Genomic DNA, 23,388 nt, shown 5'->3' with positions numbered 1-23,388 from the left:
GGGGTCCGGTGCGAGGACGTTACTTGGCGGTCCTGAGCGGGAGTACCGCCCGGATCCGGAAGCCGCCGCCGGGGCGGGGGCCGATGTCGAGACTGCCGCTGACCATGCCGACCCGTTCGCGCATGCCGATCAGACCGTGGCCCTGTCCGTCGGCTCCGCCGGCGGCCAGCTGCTCGGCGGTGGTGCCGCGGCCGTCGTCCTCGATCAGCACCTCCAGGTCGTGGTCGCGGAAGTCCATCGCGACCTTGGCCCGGGCGTCGGGGCCGCCGTGCTTGCGGACGTTGGTCAGCGCCTCCTGGACGATCCGGTAGACCGTGAGCTCGACGCCGCGCGGCAGGTCGGTGGGCTCGCCGGTGCGGGTGTACTCGACCGGCAGACCGGCGGTGCGCACCTGCTCCAGCAGCTCCGGCAGCTCCTCCACGCCGGGCTGCGGCACGTACTCCTCCGCCGTGTCGGAGGTGCGCAGCACGCCGAGCAGGCGGCGCATCTCGACCAGGGCCTGCCGTCCGGTGCTGGCGATGGTGCCCAGCGCCTCCTTGGCCTGCTCCGGCGAGTGGTCCAGGACGTACGCGGCGCCGTCGGCCTGGACGATCATCACCGAGACGTTGTGGGCGACCACGTCGTGCAGCTCGCGGGCGATCCGGGCGCGTTCGGCGGCGACCGCGACCTTGGCCTGGGCGTCCCGCTCGCGCTCCAGCCGGGCGGCCCGGTCCTCCAGCTCGATCAGGTAGGCGCGCCGGACCCTGGTCAGCCGGCCCCAGGCCCAGCAGAGGATGAAGGGGGTGGCCATCAGTCCGGCGAGGAAGATCACCCGAAGCCAGTTGAGGACCTCGTGCGGGCCCTGGTCGAACCGCCAGAGCGTCAGCGGCCCGGCCAGCACCCCGCCGGTCAGCGCCAGGCGCGAGATCCACTCGGTGCCGAAGGCCGCGCCGGTGTAGGCGAAGACCAGGTACGCGACGCTGGAGGCGTTCGGCGGGATGTCGAGCGCGACCTGGATCAGCCCGAGGGCGACGGCGGTGACGGTGGTGAGGTTCGGACGGCTCCGCCGGAAGACCATTAGCAGCGGGAGCAGCACGGCCATCAGCACGCCGCCCGCCGTCCGAGCCTGCTCGACGGCCGAGAGCAGGCCGATGAGGAAGACCGGCAGCGCCCAGACGGAGTCCACCGCCATCGGGTGTCGTCGGAGCCAGGCGTTGAGTCGATGCACGTCTCCAGCCTAGGCAGCGGGTCCACCTGCTCAGGTCAGCCGTAGGAGCGATCCTGTCTACTCCGCAGGGTGGAGATGCCCCCTACCGGCGGTAACGTCCCCCACATGAGTTGGATGCGGTGGCGGCCCGCCATGGACCGGGCCCTCTACGGCGAGAGCGGCGGCTTCTACCGCAGGCCGGAGGGCCCGGCCGGGCACTTCAGGACCTCCGTGCACGCATCGCCTCGGTATGCCGGGGCGGTCGCCCGCCTTCTCCAGGAGGTGGACGAGGCCCTCCGCCGTCCGGCGGAGCTGGCCCTGATCGACGTCGGGGCCGGGCGCGGCGAACTGCTCACCGGAGTGCTCGCGGCCGTCGAACCGGCGCTGGCCGGACGGCTGCGTCCGTACGCGGTGGAGCTCGCCGACCGGCCCGCCGGGCTGCCCGGGTCGGTGGTGTGGACGGACCGGGTGCCGCAGGGCGTCAGCGGCCTGCTGTTCGCCAACGAGTGGCTGGACAACGTGCCGCTGGACGTCGCCGAGGTGGACGAGCACGGGGTGCTGCGCTACGTCGAGGTCGCGCCGGACGGCGAGGAGCGCCTGGGCGGGGAGCTGGACGAGGCCGACGCCCGTTGGGCGGCCGACTGGTGGCCGGCCGGGGAGCCCGGCGAGCGGGTGGAGCTGGGCACCGGCCGGGACGCGGCCTGGGCAGCGGCGGTCGGCGCGCTGTCGAGCGGGCTCGCGGTCGCCGTGGACTACGCGCACGTCCGGGCCGGGCGGCCGCCGTTCGGTACGCTGACCGGCTTCCGGGCGGGCCGCGAGGTGCCGCCGGTGCCCGACGGCTCCTGTGACATCACCGCGCACGTGGCCCTGGACTCGGCTGCGGTGCCCGGTCTCCACAGCCTGTGGACGACGCAGCGGGACGCCTTGCGGGCCCTCGGTGTCAGCGGCACCCGCCCGCCGCTCTCGCTCGCCGCGAGCGACCCGGCGGAGTACCTGCGCGCCCTGGGCCGCGCGGGGGAGGCCGCCGAACTCACCGACCCCGCCGGCCTGGGCGGCTTCGGCTGGCTGGTCCAGGCCGTCCGGATGCCGGAACCGTCGGGCCTGGCGGGCCTGGGTACCTGGCGGACTAGGTAGCCTCTGTGCCATGAGGGAGACCACGGTCGGCATCGGCGCAGGCGCGCAAGAGCTCACGGGCGAGCTGGGCACCAGCGACATGGTGCTCAACATCGGCCCGCAGCACCCGTCCACCCACGGTGTGCTGCGCCTGAAGCTGGTGCTGGACGGTGAGCGGATCGTCTCCGCCGAGCCGATCATCGGCTACATGCACCGGGGCGCGGAGAAGCTCTTCGAGGCCCGGGACTACCGGCAGATCGTCATGCTGGCCAACCGGCACGACTGGCTCTCCGCCTTCTCCAACGAGCTGGGTGTGGTGCTCGCCGTCGAGCGGATGCTCGGCATGGAGGTCCCAGAGCGGGCGGTGTGGATCCGCACCCTGCTCGCCGAGCTCAACCGGGTCCTCAACCACCTGATGTTCCTCGGCTCGTACCCGCTGGAACTCGGCGGCATCACCCCGATCTTCCACGCCTTCCACGGCCGCGAGGAGCTCCAGCACGTGCTGGAGGAGGCCAGCGGCGGCCGGATGCACTACATGTTCAACCGGGTCGGCGGCCTGAAGGAGGACCTGCCGGCCGGGTGGCTGGGGCGGGTGCGCGCGGCGGTCGCGACGGTCCGCTCGCAGCTGACGGTCTTCGAGGACCTGGTGCTCGGCAACGAGATCTTCCGCGGCCGTACCGCCGGGGTCGGCGCGCTCTCGCGCGAGCACGTCCACGCGTACGGGGTCAGCGGACCGATCGCGCGGGCCAGCGGGGTCGACTTCGACCTGCGGCGGGACGAGCCCTACCTCGCGTACGGCGAGCTGCAGGACGTGCTCACCGTGGTCACCCGGGAGGAGGGCGACTGCCTGGCGCGCTTCGAGTGCCTGCTGGAGCAGACCGCCAACTCGCTGGAGCTCGCCGAGGCCTGCCTCGACCGGCTCGCGCAGTTCGCCCCGGGGCCGGTCAACCTGCGACTGCCCAAGGTGCTCAAGGCGCCGGAGGGGACCACGTACGCGTGGACCGAGAACCCGCTCGGGATCAACGGGTACTACCTGGTGTCGCGCGGCGAGAAGACGCCCTGGCGGCTCAAGCTGCGGTCGGCCTCCTACAACAACATCCAGGCGCTCACCGAGCTGCTGCCGGGGACGCTGGTGGCGGACATGGTGGCGATCCTGGGCTCGATGTTCTTCGTGGTCGGCGACATCGACAAGTAGCGGCTCGAATCCGCTCACGGCCCCGGCCGCCAGCCCGTACCGGGCGGGCGGCCGGGGCCGTGCCGTGGGCAGCCGGAATCCACCCCGGGACGCCGGCTTTCGCGGTCCGACGCAGGCGGAAGTCCCTTGAGGAGCTACCCCCGCTTGCCCTTGGGCCGCGGGTCCGCCGGGTGGGGCGCGAACTTCCGGTGGCCCTTGGCGGCGATGCGCTGTTCGCAGAGGTCGGCGAGGACCGCGTAGCCGGCCGGGCCCATCAGCTCGGTGAGCTCGGGGCGGTAGCTGATGTAGACCGGGTCGGCGCCGGTGTGGGCGTCGGGGCTGCTGGTGCACCACCAGTGCAGGTCGTGGCCGCCCGGGCCCCAGCCACGGCGGTCGTACTCGCCGATGGTGACCTGGAGGTAGCGGGTGTCGTCCGGGCGGTCGATCCAGTCGTAGGTGCGGCGGACGGGCAGCTGCCAGCAGACGTCCGGCTTGGTCTCCAGCGGCTCCTTGCCCTCCTGCAGGGCGAGGGTGTGCAGGGCGCAGCCGTGGCCGCCGGGGAAGCCCGGGCGGTTGAGGAAGATGCAGGCGCCGTCCACCCGGCGGGTCTGGCGGTCGCCGTCCTCGTCGAGCATGGTGATGCCGCCGTCGAGCTTGATCCGGCCCTTGGCGTCGGTGCCGTGCTCGTACAGCTGCCAGGTCTCGGGCGTGAGCCGGGCCGCGTGTTCGGCGATCCGCTTCTCGTCGTCCTCGTCCGAGTAGTGGGCGCCGAGCGTGCAGCAGCCGTCGGACTCGCCCCGGCCCTCGCGGATGCCCTGGCAGCCCTTGCCGAAGATGCAGGTCCAGCGGGAGGTCAGCCAGGTCAGGTCGCAGCGGAAGACCTGCTCGTCGTCGGCCGGGTCGGCGAACTCGACCCAGGCGCGCGGGAAGTCGAGCCCGACCTCGGGCGCCGGGCCCACGGTCGGCATCGGGAGGTCGACCGGCGTCGCGGACCTGGCGAGCTTGGCGTCCTTGGTCTTGGCCTCGCCGCCGCCGGCGGGGTGCTTGGTCTTCTTGGTGCTCTTGGGAGTTTCTGCTGCCACTCAGCAAGGGTATGGCCTCCGCCCGGCAAGGGGCGTGGCCCGTGCGGGGGTGTGAAGTTGAGGTGAGAAACGTCCAGAGGCGCTGCGGAGGGTTCCGATCCGGGCCCTAGGATGGCGGCGCCGCTGGGCATGTACGGGGCGGTCGGCGCGACGGTTTCGGTGGACCTGGCAGGACGGGGGAACGGCGATGGCAGCGGGTGGATCGGACCAGTTCCGGATCAAACCGTGGGAAGTGCACGGCGAGGGGCGGGAGTTCGAGCAGCTCTCCAACGATTTCGCCCGGGCCGCGCTGGCGCTGGAGCAGGGCATGGCAGGGCTCGGCAGTCCTTGGGGCAAGGACGACCCGGGCTCGGGCTTCGGCCAGGAGTACGACGAGGCGCAGCACGGAGTGCTGGCCGGTCTGAACGGCCTGGCCGACCGGCTGGCCGGGATCGGCGCCGGACTGCACACCATGGCGGACCAGGCGAGCCAGACCGAGCAGGACATCGCGGCCGACTTCAACCGGCAGCACCCCGGCGGAACCGCTGCGGGGCGGCAGGTGGTCTGAGTCCCCGAGGGGGGCATCCGCCGGTGGGCGGACCGAGCTTCATGCCGTACCGGCCGCCGGGCGCGGCCCCGTCCCGGGCGGGCGGACCGCCCGCGGCGTCGGAACCGCGACGGCGTTCAATCCGTAGAGCGCGAAGGGGGGACCGCGTGTCCCGGAAGTTGCCCGAGGAACTGGTTCCGGTCCTGGCCAAGGTCGGCCACCACTGGCCCGAGGCCGACGAGGACGGCCTGCGCCGCGCCGCCTCGCTGTGGCGGGAGTTCGGCACCGAGGCCGAGCAGCTGAGCCGCCGGGGCCGGGAGTCCGCGCAGCGGGTCACCGAGGAGAACTCGGGGCCCGCGATGGAGGCCTTCGGCCGGCACTGGACCGACTTCTCGGGCGGCGGCCGCGGTTATCTGGACGATGCGACCGGCGCCGCCGAACTGGTCGCCAAGGCCTTCGACGGCGCCGCCGAGGCCACCGACACCTGCAAGTCGGCGATGGTCGCCGAACTCACCGAACTGGCCGAGAAGCTCAAGGCGGCCGAGGCCGCCGAGGCCAAGGCGAAGGCGGAGCACGGCGGCGGACTGGCCGGCGCCGTCACCAAGGCGGTCGACACCGTCGTCGCCGAGGCCGGCGAGGCGGTCGACCTCGTGGCCGCCAAGATCAAGATCGGCGAGTTGCTGGAGGAACTGGGCCGCGCCATGAAGCACGGCCTGCAGACCGCGCTGCAGGAGCCCGCGGTGATCGCGCTGGAGCGCCTGGCCGGCGCGAACGGCAAGGCGCGCGGCGGCTCGGACGATGCGATCGCGCTGAGCGCCAGGGCCGGGATCGGCGGGCAGTCGACCGGCCCGTTGGCGGGCGCGGCCGCCGGGTCGGCGGCGGTCGGCGGCGTCCGTGCGCTGAGCGCCGCCGTGGACTCGCACGGCCGGCTGATCACGGACGACGAGGGACACCCGCTGCTCCGCGACCAGAACGGCAAGCTGGTGGCCGGGGTCGACGGCGTCACCGTCCCGGTCGGCCCGGACGGCAAGCCGGTGGTCGACGCCGACGGCAAGGTCGAGGTCCTCGGTACGGACGGCAAGCCGCTGGTCGGCGTGGCCGTCGGGGTGGACGGCAAGCCGCTCACCGATGCCCGGGGCAACCCTGTCACGGTCGGCGTCGACGGCCGGCTCGGTGACAGCAAGCTGTCGGTGGCGCTCGACGAGAACGGCGCGCCGCTGGTCGGCACGGACGGCCGTCCGGTGGTGCTCGGCCCGGACGGGCAGCAGTTGCCGGGGCCGGACCAGAAGCTCGGGCTGCGGGCCGGCGTGCAGACGGCGGGGCTGCCGACCGATCTCTCGGCCGGCGCCGGCGCCGGCGCCGACGCCGACGTGAGCGAGCGGTCGACGGCGGCCGGCATCGGACTGCGAACCGCACCGGCCGGTACAGGAGTTCAGGTCGGGCTCGGCGACGGGGACGGCTACGGCTCGGGAGCGGGCGACGGCTCCGACGGCTACGGGGGCGGTTCCTCCTACGCGGGCTCGTCGGGGCACTCCGGTACGGGCGGCGGCGGGTACCGGCACCGGCAGGACCCGTTCGAGGACGGCGGCGGCCAGGGCGGCTACGACTCCGCGGACTACTCCGACTACGGCAACCCGCCGGTCACGCACCACACTTCGCTGCGGACCGGGCCGGTTTCGCTGCAGACCGACTCCGTTTTCGTCGAGCCGCCGCAGACGGGCTCGGACTACGGCTCCTCGGGCGGGTCCGGCCCGGGCTCGGGATCCGGGTCCGGCTACGGCTCGGGCTACGGCTCCGGTGGCGGCGACGTGCCGTCGGCGGGCAGCGGCTCCTCCGGCGGCGGCTGGCGTCCCGACCCGTCGGGCGGATCCGTGCCGTCGATACCGGCCACCGGCGGCTACGGGCCGGTCGGCGGAGCTCCGGTCGGCGGCTCGACCGGCGTACCGGTGGTCACCGGTCCGGTGGGCGGCGGTCCGGCGGCCAGCGGCCCGGTGGGCGGCCCGGTCGGCGGGTCGATCGGCGGTGGCCCGGTCGTCACCGGCCCGGTCGGCGGTACCCCCGGGGTGTCCGGCACCCCCGGCACCCCCGGCATCCCCGGCGCGCCCGGAGGTCCGGTGGGCGGTCCGATCGGCGCGGGCGCGCCGGGTGCGGCCGGCCAGCCGGTCGGCGGTGCGATCGGCGTCGGCGTGGGCATCACTCCGCAGGACGGCCGATCCGGCGCGGCGGTGCCCCGGATGCCCGTCGGCACCCCCCTGCCGGCCGCGGGCCTCGGCGCGAACCCGGGCGTACCCGCGCCACTGCGGTCGTCCCTCGGCCCGGTCGCCGACTTCCGCGTCCGTCCCGACCAGCTGCTGCCCACCGACGCACACGGGACGTCCGCCTGGAGCGCCGTACCCGCCGGCGAGCTCGGCGCCGCCTTCCTGCTGGTCCGGGCCGGACGCCGCCAGGGTGTGCCGCCGCAGGGCGAGCTCGAGCAGGTGCGCACCATCGCCGACAGCCGCCCGTACGGCGTCCCCGGCGGTCTCGGCCCGGTCGACCCCGCGCACCAGGCCGAGGCCGAACTCCGGTTCCCCGTAACGCCGGAGGGCTTCGCCGTACCGCATTCCGACCCGCGTCGCGGGACCTGGACCGAGGTGCTCAACGGCGGCGGCTACCGCGAGCAGGGCCGGGCCAACAACTGCGTCGAGCTCTCACTCTCCGGCCTGGACAGCTACGCCGGGCACCCCACCTGCGGCGCCCCGCGGCTGCCGGACGGCCCGGCCGGGGAGCGCGGCGGCCGTGACCGGGCCGAACGCGAACTCGGCACCCAGTTCCGCGACCTGGGCGACGGCGAGCAGGCGCACCGGCGGCTGGCCGAGGTGCTGCTTCGCACCGGGCACGGCGCGCAGGCGGTGCTGCTCACCATGGACGAGTTCGGCCGGTCGCACACCTGGAACGCCGCCGTGTGCGAGGGCACGCTCAGCTACCTGGACCACCAGACCGGCCGCCGGTCGGCCGCCCCGCTCTACGGCGCGGAGCACGGCCTGTGGGCGATCGCGGTGGACGGCGACTGCCGCCCGCTCGACCTGTCGGACATCCAGCTCGCGGCCCCGGAACCGAAGCCGGAACCCGAGGCCGCACCGGATCCCGTGCCCGCCCCGCAGGCCGAGCAGGAGCCCGCCGTCCCGGAGCAGCCCGCGCCGCCGCGCTCGCGGCTGACCATCCACCGAGCCCCCGCAGGCACCAGCGCGAGGAGCGCCAAGCGATGACCACCCGCGAACAGGCGATCGACGCCGCCCACCGCTGGATCAACGGCGATCTGCCGCAGGAGGCGGCCCGCCCGGTCCAGTCCTTCGAGTTCGACCTCGGCTGGGTGCTCTGGCCCGCGCCCGCCCCCGTGCAGGTGGATCCGCTGACCGGTGCGCGCCGGGCACCCGAGGAGATCGGCGCGGCCTGCGCGGTGGTGGACCGCGCGACGGGCGAGCTGAGCGTCTGGCCGTCCGTCCCGGTCACCGAGGTGATCCGGCTCTACCGCGACAAGCTGGGCGCCGGCCAGTACGAGCCCGCGCTGCCGCCCGTCACCGGCCCCGGGGTGCGCGCCGAGGTGACCTGGCGCGACGAGCACGGCGAGTCGCAGACCCTGGTCATGCACTCGGTCGCGGGCCGTCCACACCCCGCGCTGCGCGCCTGGCGGCAGCTTGAGCAACAGGGCGTCCGCGCGGAGGACGTGGTGTCGGTCCACACCGATCTGAGCCTCGCCATGCTGCCCGGCGGGTACGTCGCGCAGGCGCTCGCCGAGGAGCTGCCGTCCGCGCGGTTCAGCCACGAGCTGCGCTACGGGCCGCACTTCGACCACCGGGCGGAGGCGGTACGGGAGTCGGCCGCCCGGATCCCGGCCGACGGGCCCGACGGGCGGCCGGCCGCGCCCAGGCCCAACCGGATGCCCTTCCCGGCCGCCGTGCCGCCCGCGCTCCCGGAGAGCGCGCAGGCGCTCGCCGCCAGGCTCGTGGAGCGGTTCGGAGCCGAGGGGGTCCAGCGCTTCGAGGCCGAGGAGGTGCTGGCGGCCGATCTGCCGGACTCGACGGCCGTGCCGCTGATCGACATCGGCCTGCCGGTGGCGGTCGAGGGCTTCTTCACCCTGCTCCGCCCGGTGGCCGACGGCGTCCTGGACGGCACCCGGACCCAGACGGCGCTGCCCGATGCGGCCGACCACCTGGCCGAGCTCGGACGCGGCCTGCGGGCCACCGAGGCCGCCCGGCGGAACCTGCTCGGGCAGCGCGTCGTCGGCACCGACGGCTGGGCGCTGATGACCGTGGACTCCGCCCAGGGCCGGGTCCGCGCGATCGACCCCGACAGTGCGAGCGCGCGCCACTGCAACACCGACCTCACCGCCTTCATCCGCTCCCTCGCCCTCCTCGCCGACTTCCTGCCCCGGCTGAGCGGCCTCCCGCCCTACGCGGCGGGCCCGGTGGTCGCCGAACTCCAGTGGGGCCTGGCCGCCATGGACCGCACGGTGTTCACCGACCCGGAGAACTGGTGGTCGGTTGTGGTGGAACAGCTCTGGCACGGAGTCCTGTGACGGTGACGGCGGTCGGCGGTCGCCGGGCGGCGGTCAGAGCCCGACCGCCGTGGTGCGACCGCCGCCGAGCACGGTGACGTTCTCCGCTCCGGTCGGGCTTTGAGGAAAGTGCCTCTCCCGAGCGCTGAACTAGCCTTGCAGGATTCGCAGTTGCGGAGGATCGACCCGGGGTCCGTCGATCACGCCGCTCCTGCCGGGCATCGTCCTGACTGTCGGTCAGGCCCTGCTCCCGGTCGTCGGCTGGGCATGCGTGCCAGGCCGCGGGCGGGTATCGCGTAGCGTTGAGGGCTATGCGACTCGGTGTGCTCGACGTAGGTTCCAACACCGTCCACTTCCTCGTGGTGGACGCCCACCCCGGTGCTGCCCCGCTACCCGCGTACTCCCACAAGGCCGAGCTCCGCCTCGCCGAACTGCTCGACACGGAGGGTGCGATCACCAAGGCCGGCGTGGACAAGCTGGTCGGCATGGTGGCCTCCTCGATAAGGGTGGCCGAGGACAAGGGCGTGGTGGACATGCTGCCCTTCGCCACCTCCGCCGTCCGGGAGGCCGCCAACGGCGAGGACGTGCTGCGCCGGGTCGCCGAGGAGACCGGGGTGGAACTGCGGGTCCTGTCCGGCCAGGACGAGGCCCGGCTCACCTTCCTCGCGGTTCGCCGCTGGTTCGGCTGGTCCTCGGGGCGCCTGCTCAACTTCGACATCGGCGGCGGTTCGCTGGAGATCGCCTGCGGCCTGGACGAGCAGCCCGACGTCGCCTGCTCCCTCCCGCTCGGCGCCGGTCGGCTGACCGCCCAGCTCCCCGGGGACATCGCCGACCCGGACGACGTACGGGAGCTGCGGCGCCAGATCCGGGCCGAGATCGCCCAGGCGGTCGGCGAGTTCGCCCGGCTGGGCACCCCGGACCACGCGGTCGCCACCTCCAAGACCTTCAAGCAGCTGGCTCGGATGACCGGTGCCGCCCCCGCCGACAACGGGCCGCTGGTGCAGCGAAGGCTCACCAGATCCGGTCTGTCCGCCTGGGTGCCCCGGCTGGCCGGGATGACCGTCGCCGAGCGCGCCCGGATCCCCGGCGTCTCGGAGGGGCGGGCGCGGCAGCTGCTGGCCGGTGCGCTGGTCGCCGACGCGGCCATGGACCTCTTCGGCCTGGACGGGCTCGACATCTGCCCCTGGGCCCTGCGCGAGGGCATCATCCTGCGCCGCCTGGACGCGATGGACAGCCCGGTCGACCGCCGCCCCGCCCTCACGCAGTGAACCCTTCGGCGCAAGGCGGAGCGGAGCGGGACGTGCCCGGCAGCCCGGCGGAGCTTCCCGCCGCCGCCCTGCCTCGTGCCGCCTTCGGGCGGAGCGGTACGAGGTGAGCACGCCCACACCCGGGCGGGACCGGGCCCCATTCGGTTGCCGGGCCGCTTACGCTGTCTCCCGTGGCGGAACCAGCGGACGAGGACGGTACGCAGGCGGGCCGCGCTGCTGGTGAGGACGCCGGGCAGCCGCGGCCGGGCAGGCCGCGCCGGGCCAGGGCGAGCGCCGCGCCCAAGCGGACACCGGCGCCCGGGCAGGGCGAACCGGACAGCGACTCCCGGGCGGACCGGCCCGCGGAGGCAGCCGGGAGCCCGGAGTCGAGGAGTGCGAAGGCCGCCAAGGCTGCGAAGGCCGCCAAAGTTGCCAAGGTCGCCCAGGCGGTCAAGGCGGTCAAGGCGGTGAAGTCGGCGACCGCCGCGAAGGCCGCCAAGTCCACCCGGCAGCGGAAGGCCACGACCATCGAGCCCGGCAAGGCCGCCGAGCCTGCCACAGCCGCCAAACGCGGTACGGCCGCCAAGCCCGGCACAGCTGCCAAGCCCCCCGCAGGCGCCAAGACCGGCGCGGCCGCCAAGACCGGCGCGCCCGCCAAGACCGCCAAACGGGCCAAGGCCGTGAAGCCCTCCCGCCGCAAGGCGCCCGAGCCCGCCCCCCTGCTGCGCACCACCGACCGCCTGGTGCTCCCGCCGCACCCCGAGCTGCACGTCCCGGACACCAAGGTGGTGCTCTCCACCGCCTCGGTCTACCCCGCGACCACCGCCACCGCCTTCGAGCTGGCCGCCAAGCTCGGCTACGACGGCATCGAGGTGATGGTCTGGAACGACCCGGTCAGCCAGGACATCGAGGCCCTGCGCAGGCTCTCCGACCAGCACCGGATGCCGATCCTGGCGGTGCACGCCCCCTGCCTGCTGATCACCCAGCGGGTGTGGACGACCGACCCGTGGACCAAGCTGGTCCGGGCCCGCGCCGCCGCCGAGAAGCTGGGCGCGGACACCGTGGTGGTGCACCCGCCGTTCCGCTGGCAGCGCCAGTACGCCCGGGAGTTCGTCGAGGGCATCGGCCGGATGGCGGGCGAGACCGACGTCCGGTTCGCGGTGGAGAACATGTACCCGTGGCGCTACCGGGACCGTGAGGTGCTGGCCTACTCGCCCGGCTGGGACGTCACCGACGAGGAGTACCGGCACTTCACCATCGACCTCTCGCACGCCGCCACCTCGCGGATCGACACCTTCGCGTTGGTCGACCGGATGGGTGACCGGCTGGCCCACGTCCACCTGGCCGACGGTTCCGGGTCGGGCAAGGACGAGCACCTGATCCCGGGCCGCGGCAAGCAGCCCTGCGCCGAGCTGCTGGAGCGCCTCGCCCGGACCGGCTTCGGCGGCCACGTGGTGCTGGAGGTCAACACCCGCCGCGCCACGTCCCCCGCCGAACGCGAGGCCGACCTCGCCGAGGCGCTGGCGTTCACCCGTCTGCACCTGGCCACCCCGGCGCGCGTACGCTGACCGCAGGCACACGCGAGACCGGGGGCGGGACGTGACGGATCTTCAGCATCGCGAGCACGCGGAGTCCTTCGGTGCGGTCGCGGGGCACTACGACGTGGCTCGGCCGTCGTATCCGGATGCGCTGTTCGACGAGGTGGAGCGGTTGTCCGGGCGGGGGTTGCGGGGTGCGGTGGTGCTGGACGTGGGTGCGGGTACGGGGATCGCGACGCGGTTGCTGGCGGGTCGGGGTGCGCGGGTGACCGCGGTCGAGCCGAGTGCGGGGATGGCGGCCCGGCTGCACGAGGTGAGTCCCGAGGTCCCGTTGGTGAAGGCGGGCGGTGACGAGCTGCCGTTCCACGACTCGACGGTGGACCTGGTCACCTATGCGCAGGCGTTCCACTGGACCGACCCGCACCGCTCCGTCCCGGAGGCGATCCGCGTCCTGCGCCCCGGCGGCGCACTGGCCCTGTGGTGGAACCTCAAGGACCGCGCGGCCCCCTGGGTCGCGGCCCAGGAGGACCGGCTGAAGGCCGCCCTGCCCACCTACCGCTACTCCGGCGCGGTGAACGTGGTCACCGAACCGCTGAACGCCTACGACCTGCGCCTGGGCACCGCCCGCCTGCGCTGGGAACGCCGGATCGACGTCGACACGGTGATCACCGACATGCGCTCCAAGTCGTACTTCGCCGTACTGCCGGCCGAGCAGCGGGAGCCGGTGCTGACCGCCGAGCGGGCCGCGCTGCTGGCCGAGTTCCCGGACGGCACGGTCACCGAGCCCTACGTCCTGGAGCTCGTCGTCGCGGCGACCCCGGCATGACGGCCCCGGACTGGCAGCAGCGGGCCGCCTCCTTCGGTGCGGTCGCGGGGCACTACGACGCGGCTCGGCCGTCGTATCCGGATGCGCTGTTCGACGAGGTGGAGCGGTTGTCCGGGCGGGGGTTGCGGGGTGCGGTGGTGCTGGACGTGGGTGCGGGTACGGGGATCGCGACGCGGTTGCTGGCGGGTCGGGGTGCGCGGGTGACCGCGGTCGAGCCGAGTGCGGGGATGGCGGCCCGGCTGCACGAGGTGAGTCCCGAGGTCCCGTTGGTGAAGGCGGGCGGTGACGAGCTGCCGTTCCACGACTCGACGGTGGACCTGGTCACCTATGCGCAGGCGTTCCACTGGACCGACCCGCACCGCTCCGTCCCGGAGGCGATCCGCGTCCTGCGCCCCGGCGGCGCACTGGCGGTGTGGCGCAACGACCGGGACAACCGGACCCCCTGGATCGCCGCCCAGCTGGGGCGGCTGCTGGCCGGGGTCTCCTCACTGAGCGTGCTGCCCACGGGCGCCGAGCGGGTCGACATCGCGGAGGTCGGCGAGCTGCTGGCCGAGTACGGCCTGCGGGCGGGCAGTGCGGAGATCACCTGGCAGCGCGAGGTGCCGGTGGAGACGGTGCTCGACGACCTGCGCTCCAAGTCCTTCATCGCGGTGCTGTCCGAGCGGGAACGGGAGGCCGTGCTGGCTGCCGAACGGGCCGCGCTGCTGGCCGAGTTCCCGGCCGGGCTGCTCTCCGAGCCCTTCACGGTCCGACTGGCGGTGGGCGTCAAGGCCGCCTGACGGCACGGCACCCGCCAGCTGACCGCATTCCGGACGAGCCGTGCGTCCGCCCGGACCGACGGCGTACGCTCGGTAACTAAAGCGGCCCCGCACCCTCTCAACCGAAGCAGCGGGCCGCGCGCAGCCGCCGAAGGAGTGGAGCGAATGCCCGAGCTGAGGTCCCGTACGGTCACCAACGGTCGCAACATGGCGGGCGCCCGGGCGCTTCTGCGGGCCGCCGGCGTAGCCCGTGAGGACTTCGGCAAGCCGATCATCGCGGTGGCCAACTCCTTCACCGAGTTCGTGCCGGGCCACACCCACCTCCAGCCGGTCGGCCGGATCGTCTCCGAGGCGATCAAGGAGGCGGGCGGCATCCCGCGCGAGTTCAACACCATCGCGGTGGACGACGGCATCGCCATGGGCCACAGCGGCATGCTCTACTCGCTGCCCTCCCGCGACCTGATCGCCGACTCGGTCGAGTACATGGTCAACGCGCACTGTGCGGACGCGCTGATCTGCATCTCCAACTGCGACAAGATCACCCCGGGCATGCTGATGGCCGCGCTGCGCCTCGACATCCCGACCGTCTTCGTCTCCGGCGGCCCGATGGAGGCCGGCAAGGCCACCCTGGTCGACGGCACGGTCCGCAAGCTCGACCTGGTCGACGCGATCTCGCAGGCGGTGAACGAGAACGTCTCCGACGAGGACATCGCGATCATCGAGGAGAACGCCTGCCCGACCTGCGGGTCCTGTTCGGGCATGTTCACCGCCAACTCGATGAACTGCCTCACCGAGGCGATCGGCCTCTCGCTGCCCGGCAACGGCTCGGTGCTGGCCACCCACACCGCCCGCAGGGCCCTGTACGAGCGGGCCGGCCGCACCGTGGTCGAGCTGGCCCAGCGGTACTACGGTGGGGACGACGCCTCCGTCCTGCCGCGCAACATCGCCACCCGGGCCGCCTTCGAGAACGCCATGGCCCTGGACATCGCCATGGGCGGCTCCACCAACACCATCCTCCATCTGCTCGCCGCCGCCCAGGAGGCCGAGCTGGACTTCGACATGCGCGACATCGACGCAGTCTCGCGCAAGGTGCCCTGCCTCTCCAAGGTCGCTCCCAACGGCAGCTACTACATGGAGGACGTCCACCGGGCCGGCGGCATCCCGGCCATCCTGGGCGAGCTCTACCGCGGCGGGCTCCTCAACGAGGACGTCCACACCGTCCACTCCTACTCGCTCGCCGAGTGGCTCAAGACCTGGGACGTGCGCGGCGGTTCGCCCTCCGCCGAGGCCGTCGAGCTGTGGCACGCCGCCCCCGGCTGCGTCCGCTCCGCCACCGCCTTCTCGCAGTCCGAGCGCTGGGAGACGCTGGACACCGACGCGGCGCGCGGCTGCATCCGGGACATCGAGCACGCCTACTCCGTCGAGGGCGGCCTGGCGGTCCTGTACGGCAACATCGCCGAGGCCGGCTGCGTGGTGAAGACCGCGGGCGTGGATGAGTCCATCTGGACCTTCAAGGGCCCGGCCGTGGTCGTGGAGTCCCAGGACGACGCGGTCGAGGCGATCCTCGCCAAGCGGGTGAAGGAGGGCGACGTCGTCGTCATCCGCTACGAGGGCCCCAAGGGCGGCCCGGGCATGCAGGAGATGCTCTACCCGACCTCCTTCCTCAAGGGCCGCGGCCTCGGCAAGGCCTGCGCCCTGATCACCGACGGCCGGTTCTCCGGCGGCACCTCGGGCCTGTCGATCGGCCACATCTCGCCCGAGGCGGCCTCCGGCGGCGCCATCGCGCTGATCGAGGACGGCGACATCGTCTCGATCGACATCCCGAACCGGAGGATCGACCTGGAGCTCTCCGCCGAGGAACTGCAGGAGCGGCGGCGCAGGCTGGAGGCCGACGGCGGCTACCGGCCCAAGTCCCGCCAGCGGCAGGTCAGCGCCGCACTGCGGGCGTACGCGGCGATGGCCACCTCGGCTGACAAGGGCGCGGTCCGGGACGTGAGCAAGCTCGGCTGACGCCTTCGGGCAGGTTCCGGGCGAGGGGACCGCTTCCGGCGCACGGGCGGTCCCCTCCGCCGTTCCGCCTCGCGGCTCCGGGGGGCCCGGCGGCCTTCCCGGGGCGGTGGGGGATGCCGGCCGGAGAGGCCCGCCGCACTTCCCCGGAGGGAGGAGTCACAATCGGACTCGTGACCAAGCAGCAGCGCACCTCCCCCAGCACGCCCCAGTCCCGGGCCCCCGAGCCGGAGCCCATCCGCTTCTTCGGTACCAGCTGGGTCGACCGTGGCACCGGCTACTGGGCGCGCCGGGTCGTGGTCCCGATCGGTGCGCTGCTCTGCGCCGCCGCCGGTGCGCTGGTGCTGCGCTTCGCCGTCGGTGGCGTCCGGCTGTCCGACTCCGGCGGGTTCGTCAACGGTCTGCTGATCGCGGCCATCGCCGTCTGCTCCTGCCTCGCCGCCGTACGCAACTGGAAGCTGCTGACCGAGGGCCGGGAGTCGCTCGCCGGCTGGATGGCCGAGGACAGGTCGCTCGGCGCGGTCTGGCTGATCGGGGCGGTGGGCGCGCTCGTCGCGTACTTCGTCCGCAGCCTGGTCGAGGCGCCCGGCGAAGGCGTCAAGCGGGCCGGCTACGACCAGGCGCGGATGCACTACGAGCGCCGCGGTGCGGTCAAGCGCAAGCGGGAGAACACCAAGGGCGCGGGCCGCCCGTCGCGAAGCCCTCGCTCCGCGTCCTGAAGACCACCGCGGGGGAAAGCGCCGCCGGGTCACCCCGTCCAGCGGATCGGGTGGGCCACCGGGCTGCTCGGGGCCGGGCTCGCGCTCGGCGGGGCCTTGGTCCGGGTCTGCTCGATGACCGGAGGGGGTGGCGTGGGGCGGTCGCCCGTCGCGAGCCGGAAACTGAGCGCTGCCAGGCCGATCACCACCGCGATGATCAGCCAGGACTGCCACCGCCTGCCGATCCGGGCCCGCAGCCGGCTGCGGCGGCCCGGCAGCCGTCCTACCCGGGCGCCGGGCGGGTCGGGCTCCGGCGGCTCGCGCTTCCACTTGGCGGCGAGCATCCGGGCCCGTCCGGACTGCTCCTGCACGGTCGCGGCCCGGATGAACTCCTCGTCCAGGACCAGGTTTTCGAAGGGATCGCGCTGCGGCTGGTCCCCGGGGCGCGGCTGGGGGTCTTCGGCTGTCGGCACACGGTCAGTATGTCGACCCGGGAGGGTGAACATGCGGCCGGGGCGGCCGGTTGTGCAGGAATCGTGACCGCCCCGGTGGGGTCAGTGCGTCTGTTGCGTCCGCCGTGCCCGCGCGCGGCTGGCGCGGAAGGACGGCACCGAACGCCGGGCCGCTAGGCGCCGCGCCTGGCGCGCTTCACCGAGCCGACCACCCCGGCGACCACCAGCAGAATGCCTGCCGGCAGCAGCGAGGTGAAGAGCGCGCCGAACAGCCCCCAGCTACCCAGCAGGGTGAGCGCCAGCGTGTTCAGCACCAGCAGTGCGCCCGCCGCGGGCAGCGCCGACCGCCACGGGTGCTCGTCGGCCCAGCGGGCCAGCCGCCGGTCGGCGGTGTCCCGGCGGAGCTTGCCGCCCACCGTGCCGACCAGGAAGAAGAAGAACAGGGCCAGGCCGACCGGTCCGGCCAGGATGTCCATGGACCAGTGACCGGTGACGACGTCGATCCCCAGCGCTGCCCCGCCGGCCAGCGCACCGACGGCCGCGGCCGTCCGCCAGGGCCCGAGCGTCGCCGACGCGACGGCGAGCTGTCTGGTCTCACTTCGCGACAAATCTGCGTGTCCCATGACTCAACGGTGCGCCGCGCCGGCCCGGGACGCCAGAGCGGCCGACCCTGAGTTTTCCCGTAAGGGAGGCGGCTCCTCGGGGTTGGTCGCCCCGGCGTCGGGGGAAGCCGGGCGGCACGGATCAACTGCCCAGGATCACGGGTGACTTGGGGTTACCGGAAGCCGCCGTACGGAACCGTGAGGATCTCCATGCCGTGGCCGGCCGGATCCATGAAGTACAGGCCGCGCCCGCCGTCGTTGCGGTTGATCTCGCCCGGCTGCTTCTGGTGCGGATCGGCGTAGTAGGTGATCCCCGCCTGCTTGATCCGCTCGAAGGCGGCGTCGAACTCCTGCTCGGAGATCAGGAAGGCGTAGTGCTGCGGGGTGATCGACTCGGCGGGGATGGTGGCGAAGTCCAGGGTGACCCCGTTGTCGGTGGCGACCGGTATGAACGGGCCCCACTCCGCTCCGACCTCGAGGCCCAGGACGCCCGCCAGGAATTCGGCGGAACTCCGGTTGTCCCGGGAGTGGATGATGGTGTGGTTCAGTTCGACTGACATGATCGAATGCCTCCAGAAGGCATCTGCGGCTACCTCCATGCCTCACCCGGCCGGTGACCGACACGCGATGCCGCACTGGCGATCCTAAGCAGCCCCGCCGCTCACCGTCGAGGGCTCATGTCCGCCAAGCCATCCGTCAGGTGGGCGCGGTCGTTGAAGGAGAGCAGCCGCCAGACGCCCTTGCTCTCGTCGAAGTCCCAGTCGGTGGCGGAGGTGAAGTCCGGGTCGGCCCGGGACAGCCGTGCTCACCCGCGACCAGGCCGAGCCCGGAGTGGACGGACTCGCCGTGACGGACCATCACAAGCCGCATGGCTGTTGACGGTAGGCGCTCCGGTCGGCCCGCGCGGCGGAGCCGGTCCCGAAAGCCGGACAGGGCCCCGCAGGGGCCGCCCGAAGTGCGAGGATGGCCGGACACGGTACGTAAGGAGCGGCCATGAGCAGCGCACACGGACAGAAGATCGCCTTCCTCGGCACCGGCAAGATCGGGGAGGCCCTGCTCTCCGGCCTGCTGCGGGCGGGCAAGGACCCGGCGGACGTCCTGATCACCGCCCGCCGCCCGGAGCGCGCGGCCGAACTCGCCGCCCGCTACGGGGTCACCGCGGTCTCCAACACCGAGGCGGCCAAGGTCGCCGACACCCTGATCCTGGCGGTGAAGCCGCAGGACATGGGCACCCTGCTGGACGAACTCGCCCCGCACATCGCCGCCGACAGGCTGGTGGTCTCGGCCGCCGCCGGCATTCCGACCGCCTGGTTCGAGGCGCGGCTGGCGGCGGGCACGCCGGTGGTCCGGGTGATGCCCAACACGCCCGTGCTGGTGGACGAGGGCATGAGCGTGATCTCCGGCGGCTCGCACGCCCAGGAGGAGCACTTGGAGTGGGCGGAGGAGATCTTCCGTTCGGTCGGCAAGGTGCTGCGACTGCCGGAGTCCCAGCAGGACGCGGCCACCGCGCTGTCCGGTTCGGGCCCGGCCTACTTCTACTTCCTGGTGGAGGCGATGACCGACGCGGGCATCCTCCTCGGCCTGCCCCGGCAGGTGGCGCACGACCTGATCGTGCAGTCGGCGGTCGGCGCCTCGGTGATGCTGCGCGACTCCGGAGAGCACCCGGTCAAGCTGCGCGAGGCGGTCACCTCGCCGGCCGGGACCACCATCGCGGCCATCCGCGAGCTGGAGAACCACGGGGTCCGGGCCGCGCTGCTGGGCGCGCTGGAGGCGGCCCGTGACCGGTCCCGCGAGCTGGCGGGTGGCGGCAAGTGAGCGTCCGGTGGGCGGGCCGGGGCAGGTGAGCGGCCGCCGCCCGACGGGCGGCCAGTAGCCTGGGGCCGGTGAGTTACGACCTGGTGATCTTCGACAATGACGGTGTGCTCGTGGACAGCGAGCCGATATCCAACCGGGTGCTGGCCGAGTACCTGACCGAACTCGGCTACCCCACCGCCGTCGAGGACTCCTACCGGGACTTCATGGGCTGCGCCGCGCACACCGTGCACGACGTCATCGGCGAGCGGTACGGGGCGCGGCTGCCCGAGGGCTTCGACCGGCTCTTCCACGACCGGGTGTTCGCCGCCTTCCGGGCCGAGCTCACCGCCGTGCGCGGCGCCGGGCAGGTGCTGGAGACCCTCAGGCGGTCCCGGGTCCCGTACTGCCTGGCGTCCTCCGCGCACCACGAGTGGATCCGCACCGCACTCGACCTCGCCGGCCTTCGCGGCTACCACGCGGAGGAACGGATCTTCAGCGCCCAGGACGTCGGCATCGGCAAGCCCGCGCCCGACCTCTTCCTGCACGCGGCCCGCACCCTCGGCGTGGACCCCGCGCGCTGCCTGGTGGTCGAGGACAGCCGCAACGGCGTGCTGGCCGCCCGCGCCGCCGGAATGGACGTGTACGGCTACGCGGCCCTCACCGACCCGGCCAAGCTCACCGGTGCCGGGGCGACCGGCCTGATCACCGAACTCCCGCAGCTGCTCGACCTGGTGGCCGCTGCCTGACGGCTGCCGAGCGGCCCTGACCCGTACCCGGCGCCCGGAGCGGCTTCGCGGAAGAGAGTCCGGTCCAACCCCTCCCGCAACCGCCCCGCAGCACCTACGCTCGCGGCCAACATCTTTCGTACCGGCCAGTAGTGCCGGGGGGATCGGGGGCGGCCATGCGGCAAGCCGTGGACGCGGGACTGCGCCGGTCGCGGGCGGCGCTGGCGGTCGGCTTCCTGCTGCAGGGCACCGCCTTCGCGCTGCTGGTGACCTGCATACCCGAGATCCAGCGCCGGTACGGGCTGAGCGACGCGATGCTGCCGGTGTTCCTGGCGGCGGTGCCGGTCCTGGCCGGCGTCGGGTCGATCGGCTCCGAGCAACTGGTGAAGCGCAGCAGCGCACGCGGTGTGCTGCGGGCCGTCCAGCCCGCCGTCTGCCTCACCCTCGCCGCGGTCGGGCTGGGCGAGAGGCTCTGGCAACTGGCCGTCGCGCTGGGTCTGTTCGGCCTGCTGGTCGGTGCGCTGGACGCGAGTATGAACATGCTCGGGGTGGGCCTCCAGCGCCGCTACGGGCGCAGCATCATGCTCGGCTTCCACGCCGCGTTCAGCCTGGGCGGCATTCTCGGCGGCTCGATCGCCTGGCTCGGTGCGCACGACGACTCGGGACTGCCCACCCTGTTCGGGGCCACCGCGGCGGTGCTCACACCGCTGGCGCTGCTGGCCGGAACCCGCTTCCCCGGGCGGGCCGAACTCGGCGACGCGGTACGGGAAGCGGCCGAGGCGGCGGCCAGGTCCATCCCCTGGCGGCCGCTGCTGCCGCTCTGCACGGCGATGGCCGCCGCCTACATCGCGGACGCCTCGGTCTCCAACTACAGCGTCAAGTACCTCACCGACGGGCTGCACAGCGCCGGTGACGTGGCCAAGTTCTCCTACCTCGGCTACATGGTCGCCATGCTGCTGGGCCGCGCCCTCGGTGACCGGGCGGTGCAGCGGTGGGGCGCGGTGGCCGTGGTCCGGACGGGGGCCGCGCTGGCCGCACTCGGGTTCGCCCTCGCGGCGGCGGCGCCCGGCCCGGCGGTCGGCATCGCCGGGTTCACCCTGCTCGGCTTCGGCATCTGCGCGATCATCCCGCAGGTCTTCGCGGCGGGCGGACGGCTCTTCCCGGAGGACTCCGATGCCGCGGTCGCCCGGCTCAACCTCTTCAACTACGTGGGTTTCCTTCTGGGTTCGCCCCTGGTCGGCGCCCTCGCGGACGCCGCCTCCTACCGCATCGCCCTGCTCGCCCCGCTCGTCCTGATCCTCCTGATCGCCCCGCTGGCCGGCCACTTCGCCCCCGGCCGCCCCGGCGACCGGGAGCACGGGGAGCGGCGCGTACAGCCCACCGCACCGGGGCACTGAGCCGCCGGCCACCGGCCCCGCCGCGCCCTTCGGCTCGGGTCGGGCCGAGCCGGTGCACTACCTTGGGATCATGCCCGAAGCCGAGCGTGACACCTCCTGTGGCCTGCACCTCTACTGGGACGAGGCCGTCACCGCCTACGACTTCGGTCCCGGCCACCCGATGGACCCGACCCGGCTGGCGCTGACCATGCGACTGGTCGAGGCCTTCGGCCTGACCACCGCGCCCGGCGTGACCGTGCGGTCCGCCCCGCCCGCCGGCGACTCCACCCTGGGCCTGGTGCACAGCGCCGAGTACATCGAGGCGGTCAGACGCGTCGCCGCGGACCCGACCACCACCGATCTGCGGCACGGCCTGGGCACCGCGGACAACTGGGCGTTCGCCGCCCAGCACACCGCCTCGGCGCTGATCGCCGGTCAGTCGGTGGCCGCCGCCGAGGCGGTGTGGAACGGCGAGACCCCGCACGCCGTCAACTTCGCCGGCGGGCTGCACCACGCGATGCCGGCCGGTGCCTCGGGCTTCTGCGTCTACAACGACCCGGCGCTGGCCATCGCCCGCCTGCTGGAGCTGGGCGCCGAACGCGTCGCGTACGTGGACGTGGACGTGCACCACGGGGACGGTGTGCAGCAGGCGTTCTGGGACGACCCCAGGGTGCTGACCGTCTCGATCCACGAGCACCCGTCCACGCTCTTCCCGGAGACCGGCTGGTCCACCGAGACCGGCGGCCCCGACGCGCCGGGATCGGCGGCCAACCTCCCGCTGCACGCGGGCACCGGCGACAGCGGCTGGCTGCGTGCCTTCCACGCCCTGGTCCCCGAACTGCTCGCCGCCTTCCGCCCCCAGGTGCTGGTCAGCCAGCACGGCGCCGACACCCACGTCGAGGACCCGCTCGCGCACCTGGCCGTGACGGTGGACGCCCAGCGCATGATCGCCGAGTCGATGCACGAACTCGCCCACCGGTACGCGGAAGGCCGCTGGATCGCCACCGGCGGGGGCGGCTACGCGGTGGTGGACGTGGTCCCGCGCGCCTGGACTCATCTGGTCGCCACCGCGGCGGGTCACCCGATCGACCCCGCCGCCGAAACCCCGGAGAGCTGGCGCGCGGAGGTGTACCGCCGTACCAGGCAGCAGGCCCCGCTGCGGATGACCGACGGCGCGGGGCCCCACTGGCGGGACTTCCAGGAAAGCGGCTACGACCCCGCCGACCGCCTCGACCAGGCGATCCTGGCGGCCAGGCGGGCGGTCTACCCGCACCACGGCCTGCTGCCGTGACCGACGCCGGGGTGGGGTCCGAGGCCCACCTGCCATGCCACCGCAGGCCGCCGGGCCGCCACGGGGCGCTCGCCGGGGTACTGGAGGCATTCGGGTGCGCCCGTGTTCACCCCAGCGCGGGGTGCGCGCTTCCGTGAGCCCGCTCCCGGCCGGAGCCGCACCTACGAACTCGACCACCCCGGACCAGTGGCCGTGGTCAGATCTCTTGACGGTGCGCCCGACCGAAGCGGAAGAATCACTGCCAGTACCGGCGGCAGGCTGCCGTGCACCACTCCGCGCAGCCGGTACGGCCGGCGCCGAGCGCCCTTGCCGCAGCCGGTCAAGCGCCGCCTGACCTGGGGCGGCGGCCACGGCCGGCCCCGCGGTCCCGGCCGGCCGGGCATCGCAGCCGACGGGCTTCGCGGACCTTGACGACCCGGCGCCGTTCGCCGGGAAGGCCGGGGCAGTGGTTGCGGC

Annotated in this window: 20 protein-coding genes; 15 read left to right on the top strand and 5 right to left on the bottom strand. The window is 73.7% G+C overall.

From position 1 onward, the window contains the following. Positions 1–19 precede the first annotated feature (19 nt). The gene (locus ACWDAK_RS01855; protein ID WP_344634945.1) at positions 20–1,207 is read right to left on the bottom strand and encodes a sensor histidine kinase; all 1,188 of its coding nucleotides are present in this window, start codon (positions 1,205–1,207) and stop codon (positions 20–22) included. 105 nt (positions 1,208–1,312) lie between these two features. Here ACWDAK_RS01855 and ACWDAK_RS01850 point away from each other — a divergent pair, with 105 nt between their 5' ends. Beyond that, complete coding sequence (locus ACWDAK_RS01850; RefSeq protein ID WP_427394645.1) at positions 1,313–2,320, top strand: SAM-dependent methyltransferase; 1,008 nt, start codon at positions 1,313–1,315, stop codon at positions 2,318–2,320. 10 nt (positions 2,321–2,330) lie between these two features. Then, a complete protein-coding gene (locus ACWDAK_RS01845) occupies positions 2,331–3,494 on the top strand; it encodes an NADH-quinone oxidoreductase subunit D (protein ID WP_427394646.1) in 1,164 nt (387 codons plus the stop codon). 134 nt (positions 3,495–3,628) lie between these two features. On the opposite strand, the gene ACWDAK_RS01840 is transcribed toward ACWDAK_RS01845, so the two are convergent. After that, on the bottom strand, positions 3,629–4,555 hold the full coding sequence (locus ACWDAK_RS01840; protein WP_427394647.1) for a hypothetical protein: 927 nt from the start codon (positions 4,553–4,555) through the stop codon (positions 3,629–3,631). Between the two features lie 187 nt (positions 4,556–4,742). Between ACWDAK_RS01840 and ACWDAK_RS01835 the strand changes: the two genes are divergently transcribed. From ACWDAK_RS01835 to ACWDAK_RS01795, 9 genes are all read left to right on the top strand, one after another. After that, a complete protein-coding gene (locus ACWDAK_RS01835) occupies positions 4,743–5,102 on the top strand; it encodes a WXG100 family type VII secretion target (protein WP_344634942.1) in 360 nt (119 codons plus the stop codon). A gap of 146 nt (positions 5,103–5,248) precedes the next feature. Then, positions 5,249–8,329 (top strand): toxin glutamine deamidase domain-containing protein, encoded by a 3,081-nt coding sequence (locus ACWDAK_RS01830; protein ID WP_427394648.1) that lies wholly within the window; start codon positions 5,249–5,251, stop codon positions 8,327–8,329. Then, positions 8,326–9,639 carry an SUKH-4 family immunity protein gene (locus tag ACWDAK_RS01825; protein WP_427394649.1) on the top strand — a complete coding sequence of 438 codons (1,314 nt, stop codon included), beginning with the start codon at positions 8,326–8,328 and terminating at the stop codon, positions 9,637–9,639. Before ACWDAK_RS01830 ends, ACWDAK_RS01825 begins: the two co-directional genes overlap by 4 nt. Positions 9,640–9,929: 290 nt before the next feature. Beyond that, positions 9,930–10,886 (top strand): Ppx/GppA phosphatase family protein, encoded by a 957-nt coding sequence (locus ACWDAK_RS01820; RefSeq protein ID WP_344634939.1) that lies wholly within the window; start codon positions 9,930–9,932, stop codon positions 10,884–10,886. Between the two features lie 743 nt (positions 10,887–11,629). Next, the gene (locus tag ACWDAK_RS01815) at positions 11,630–12,433 is read left to right on the top strand and encodes a sugar phosphate isomerase/epimerase family protein (RefSeq protein ID WP_344635099.1); all 804 of its coding nucleotides are present in this window, start codon (positions 11,630–11,632) and stop codon (positions 12,431–12,433) included. A gap of 31 nt (positions 12,434–12,464) precedes the next feature. Continuing rightward, on the top strand, positions 12,465–13,229 hold the full coding sequence (locus ACWDAK_RS01810; protein ID WP_344634938.1) for a class I SAM-dependent methyltransferase: 765 nt from the start codon (positions 12,465–12,467) through the stop codon (positions 13,227–13,229). After that, positions 13,226–14,008, top strand: coding sequence for a class I SAM-dependent methyltransferase (locus ACWDAK_RS01805; protein ID WP_344634937.1), 783 nt, complete (start codon positions 13,226–13,228; stop codon positions 14,006–14,008). The genes ACWDAK_RS01810 and ACWDAK_RS01805 overlap by 4 nt, the downstream gene beginning before the upstream one ends. Positions 14,009–14,152: 144 nt before the next feature. After that, the gene (ilvD, locus tag ACWDAK_RS01800) at positions 14,153–15,997 is read left to right on the top strand and encodes a dihydroxy-acid dehydratase (RefSeq protein WP_427394650.1); all 1,845 of its coding nucleotides are present in this window, start codon (positions 14,153–14,155) and stop codon (positions 15,995–15,997) included. 170 nt (positions 15,998–16,167) lie between these two features. Beyond that, on the top strand, positions 16,168–16,713 hold the full coding sequence (locus ACWDAK_RS01795) for a hypothetical protein (RefSeq protein WP_344634935.1): 546 nt from the start codon (positions 16,168–16,170) through the stop codon (positions 16,711–16,713). A 29-nt stretch (positions 16,714–16,742) separates the two neighbouring features. Here ACWDAK_RS01795 and ACWDAK_RS01790 read toward each other — a convergent pair whose 3' ends face one another. From ACWDAK_RS01790 to ACWDAK_RS01780, 3 genes are all read right to left on the bottom strand, one after another. Beyond that, complete coding sequence (locus tag ACWDAK_RS01790) at positions 16,743–17,165, bottom strand: SCO2583/SCO2584 N-terminal domain-containing protein (protein ID WP_344634934.1); 423 nt, start codon at positions 17,163–17,165, stop codon at positions 16,743–16,745. Positions 17,166–17,317: 152 nt separating this feature from the next. Next, positions 17,318–17,767: a hypothetical protein gene (locus ACWDAK_RS01785; RefSeq protein ID WP_344634933.1), complete on the bottom strand. Its 450-nt coding sequence runs from the start codon at positions 17,765–17,767 to the stop codon at positions 17,318–17,320. A 152-nt stretch (positions 17,768–17,919) separates the two neighbouring features. Continuing rightward, the gene (locus ACWDAK_RS01780) at positions 17,920–18,306 is read right to left on the bottom strand and encodes a VOC family protein (protein WP_344634931.1); all 387 of its coding nucleotides are present in this window, start codon (positions 18,304–18,306) and stop codon (positions 17,920–17,922) included. A gap of 433 nt (positions 18,307–18,739) precedes the next feature. Here ACWDAK_RS01780 and proC point away from each other — a divergent pair, with 433 nt between their 5' ends. From proC to ACWDAK_RS01760, 4 genes are all read left to right on the top strand, one after another. After that, on the top strand, positions 18,740–19,561 hold the full coding sequence (gene proC / locus ACWDAK_RS01775; protein ID WP_344634930.1) for a pyrroline-5-carboxylate reductase: 822 nt from the start codon (positions 18,740–18,742) through the stop codon (positions 19,559–19,561). A 68-nt stretch (positions 19,562–19,629) separates the two neighbouring features. Further along, positions 19,630–20,286: an HAD family hydrolase gene (locus tag ACWDAK_RS01770; RefSeq protein WP_344634929.1), complete on the top strand. Its 657-nt coding sequence runs from the start codon at positions 19,630–19,632 to the stop codon at positions 20,284–20,286. 155 nt (positions 20,287–20,441) lie between these two features. After that, on the top strand, positions 20,442–21,662 hold the full coding sequence (locus tag ACWDAK_RS01765) for an MFS transporter (protein ID WP_427394651.1): 1,221 nt from the start codon (positions 20,442–20,444) through the stop codon (positions 21,660–21,662). Positions 21,663–21,732: 70 nt separating this feature from the next. After that, the gene (locus ACWDAK_RS01760; RefSeq protein ID WP_344634927.1) at positions 21,733–22,932 is read left to right on the top strand and encodes an acetoin utilization protein AcuC; all 1,200 of its coding nucleotides are present in this window, start codon (positions 21,733–21,735) and stop codon (positions 22,930–22,932) included. The last annotated feature ends 456 nt before the right edge of the window (positions 22,933–23,388 follow it).

It is taken from the genome of Kitasatospora sp. NPDC001175 (genome assembly GCF_053598215.1).
Note: the sequence above shows the minus strand (reverse complement) of the source record. Positions and strands in the feature narration are given on the sequence as shown.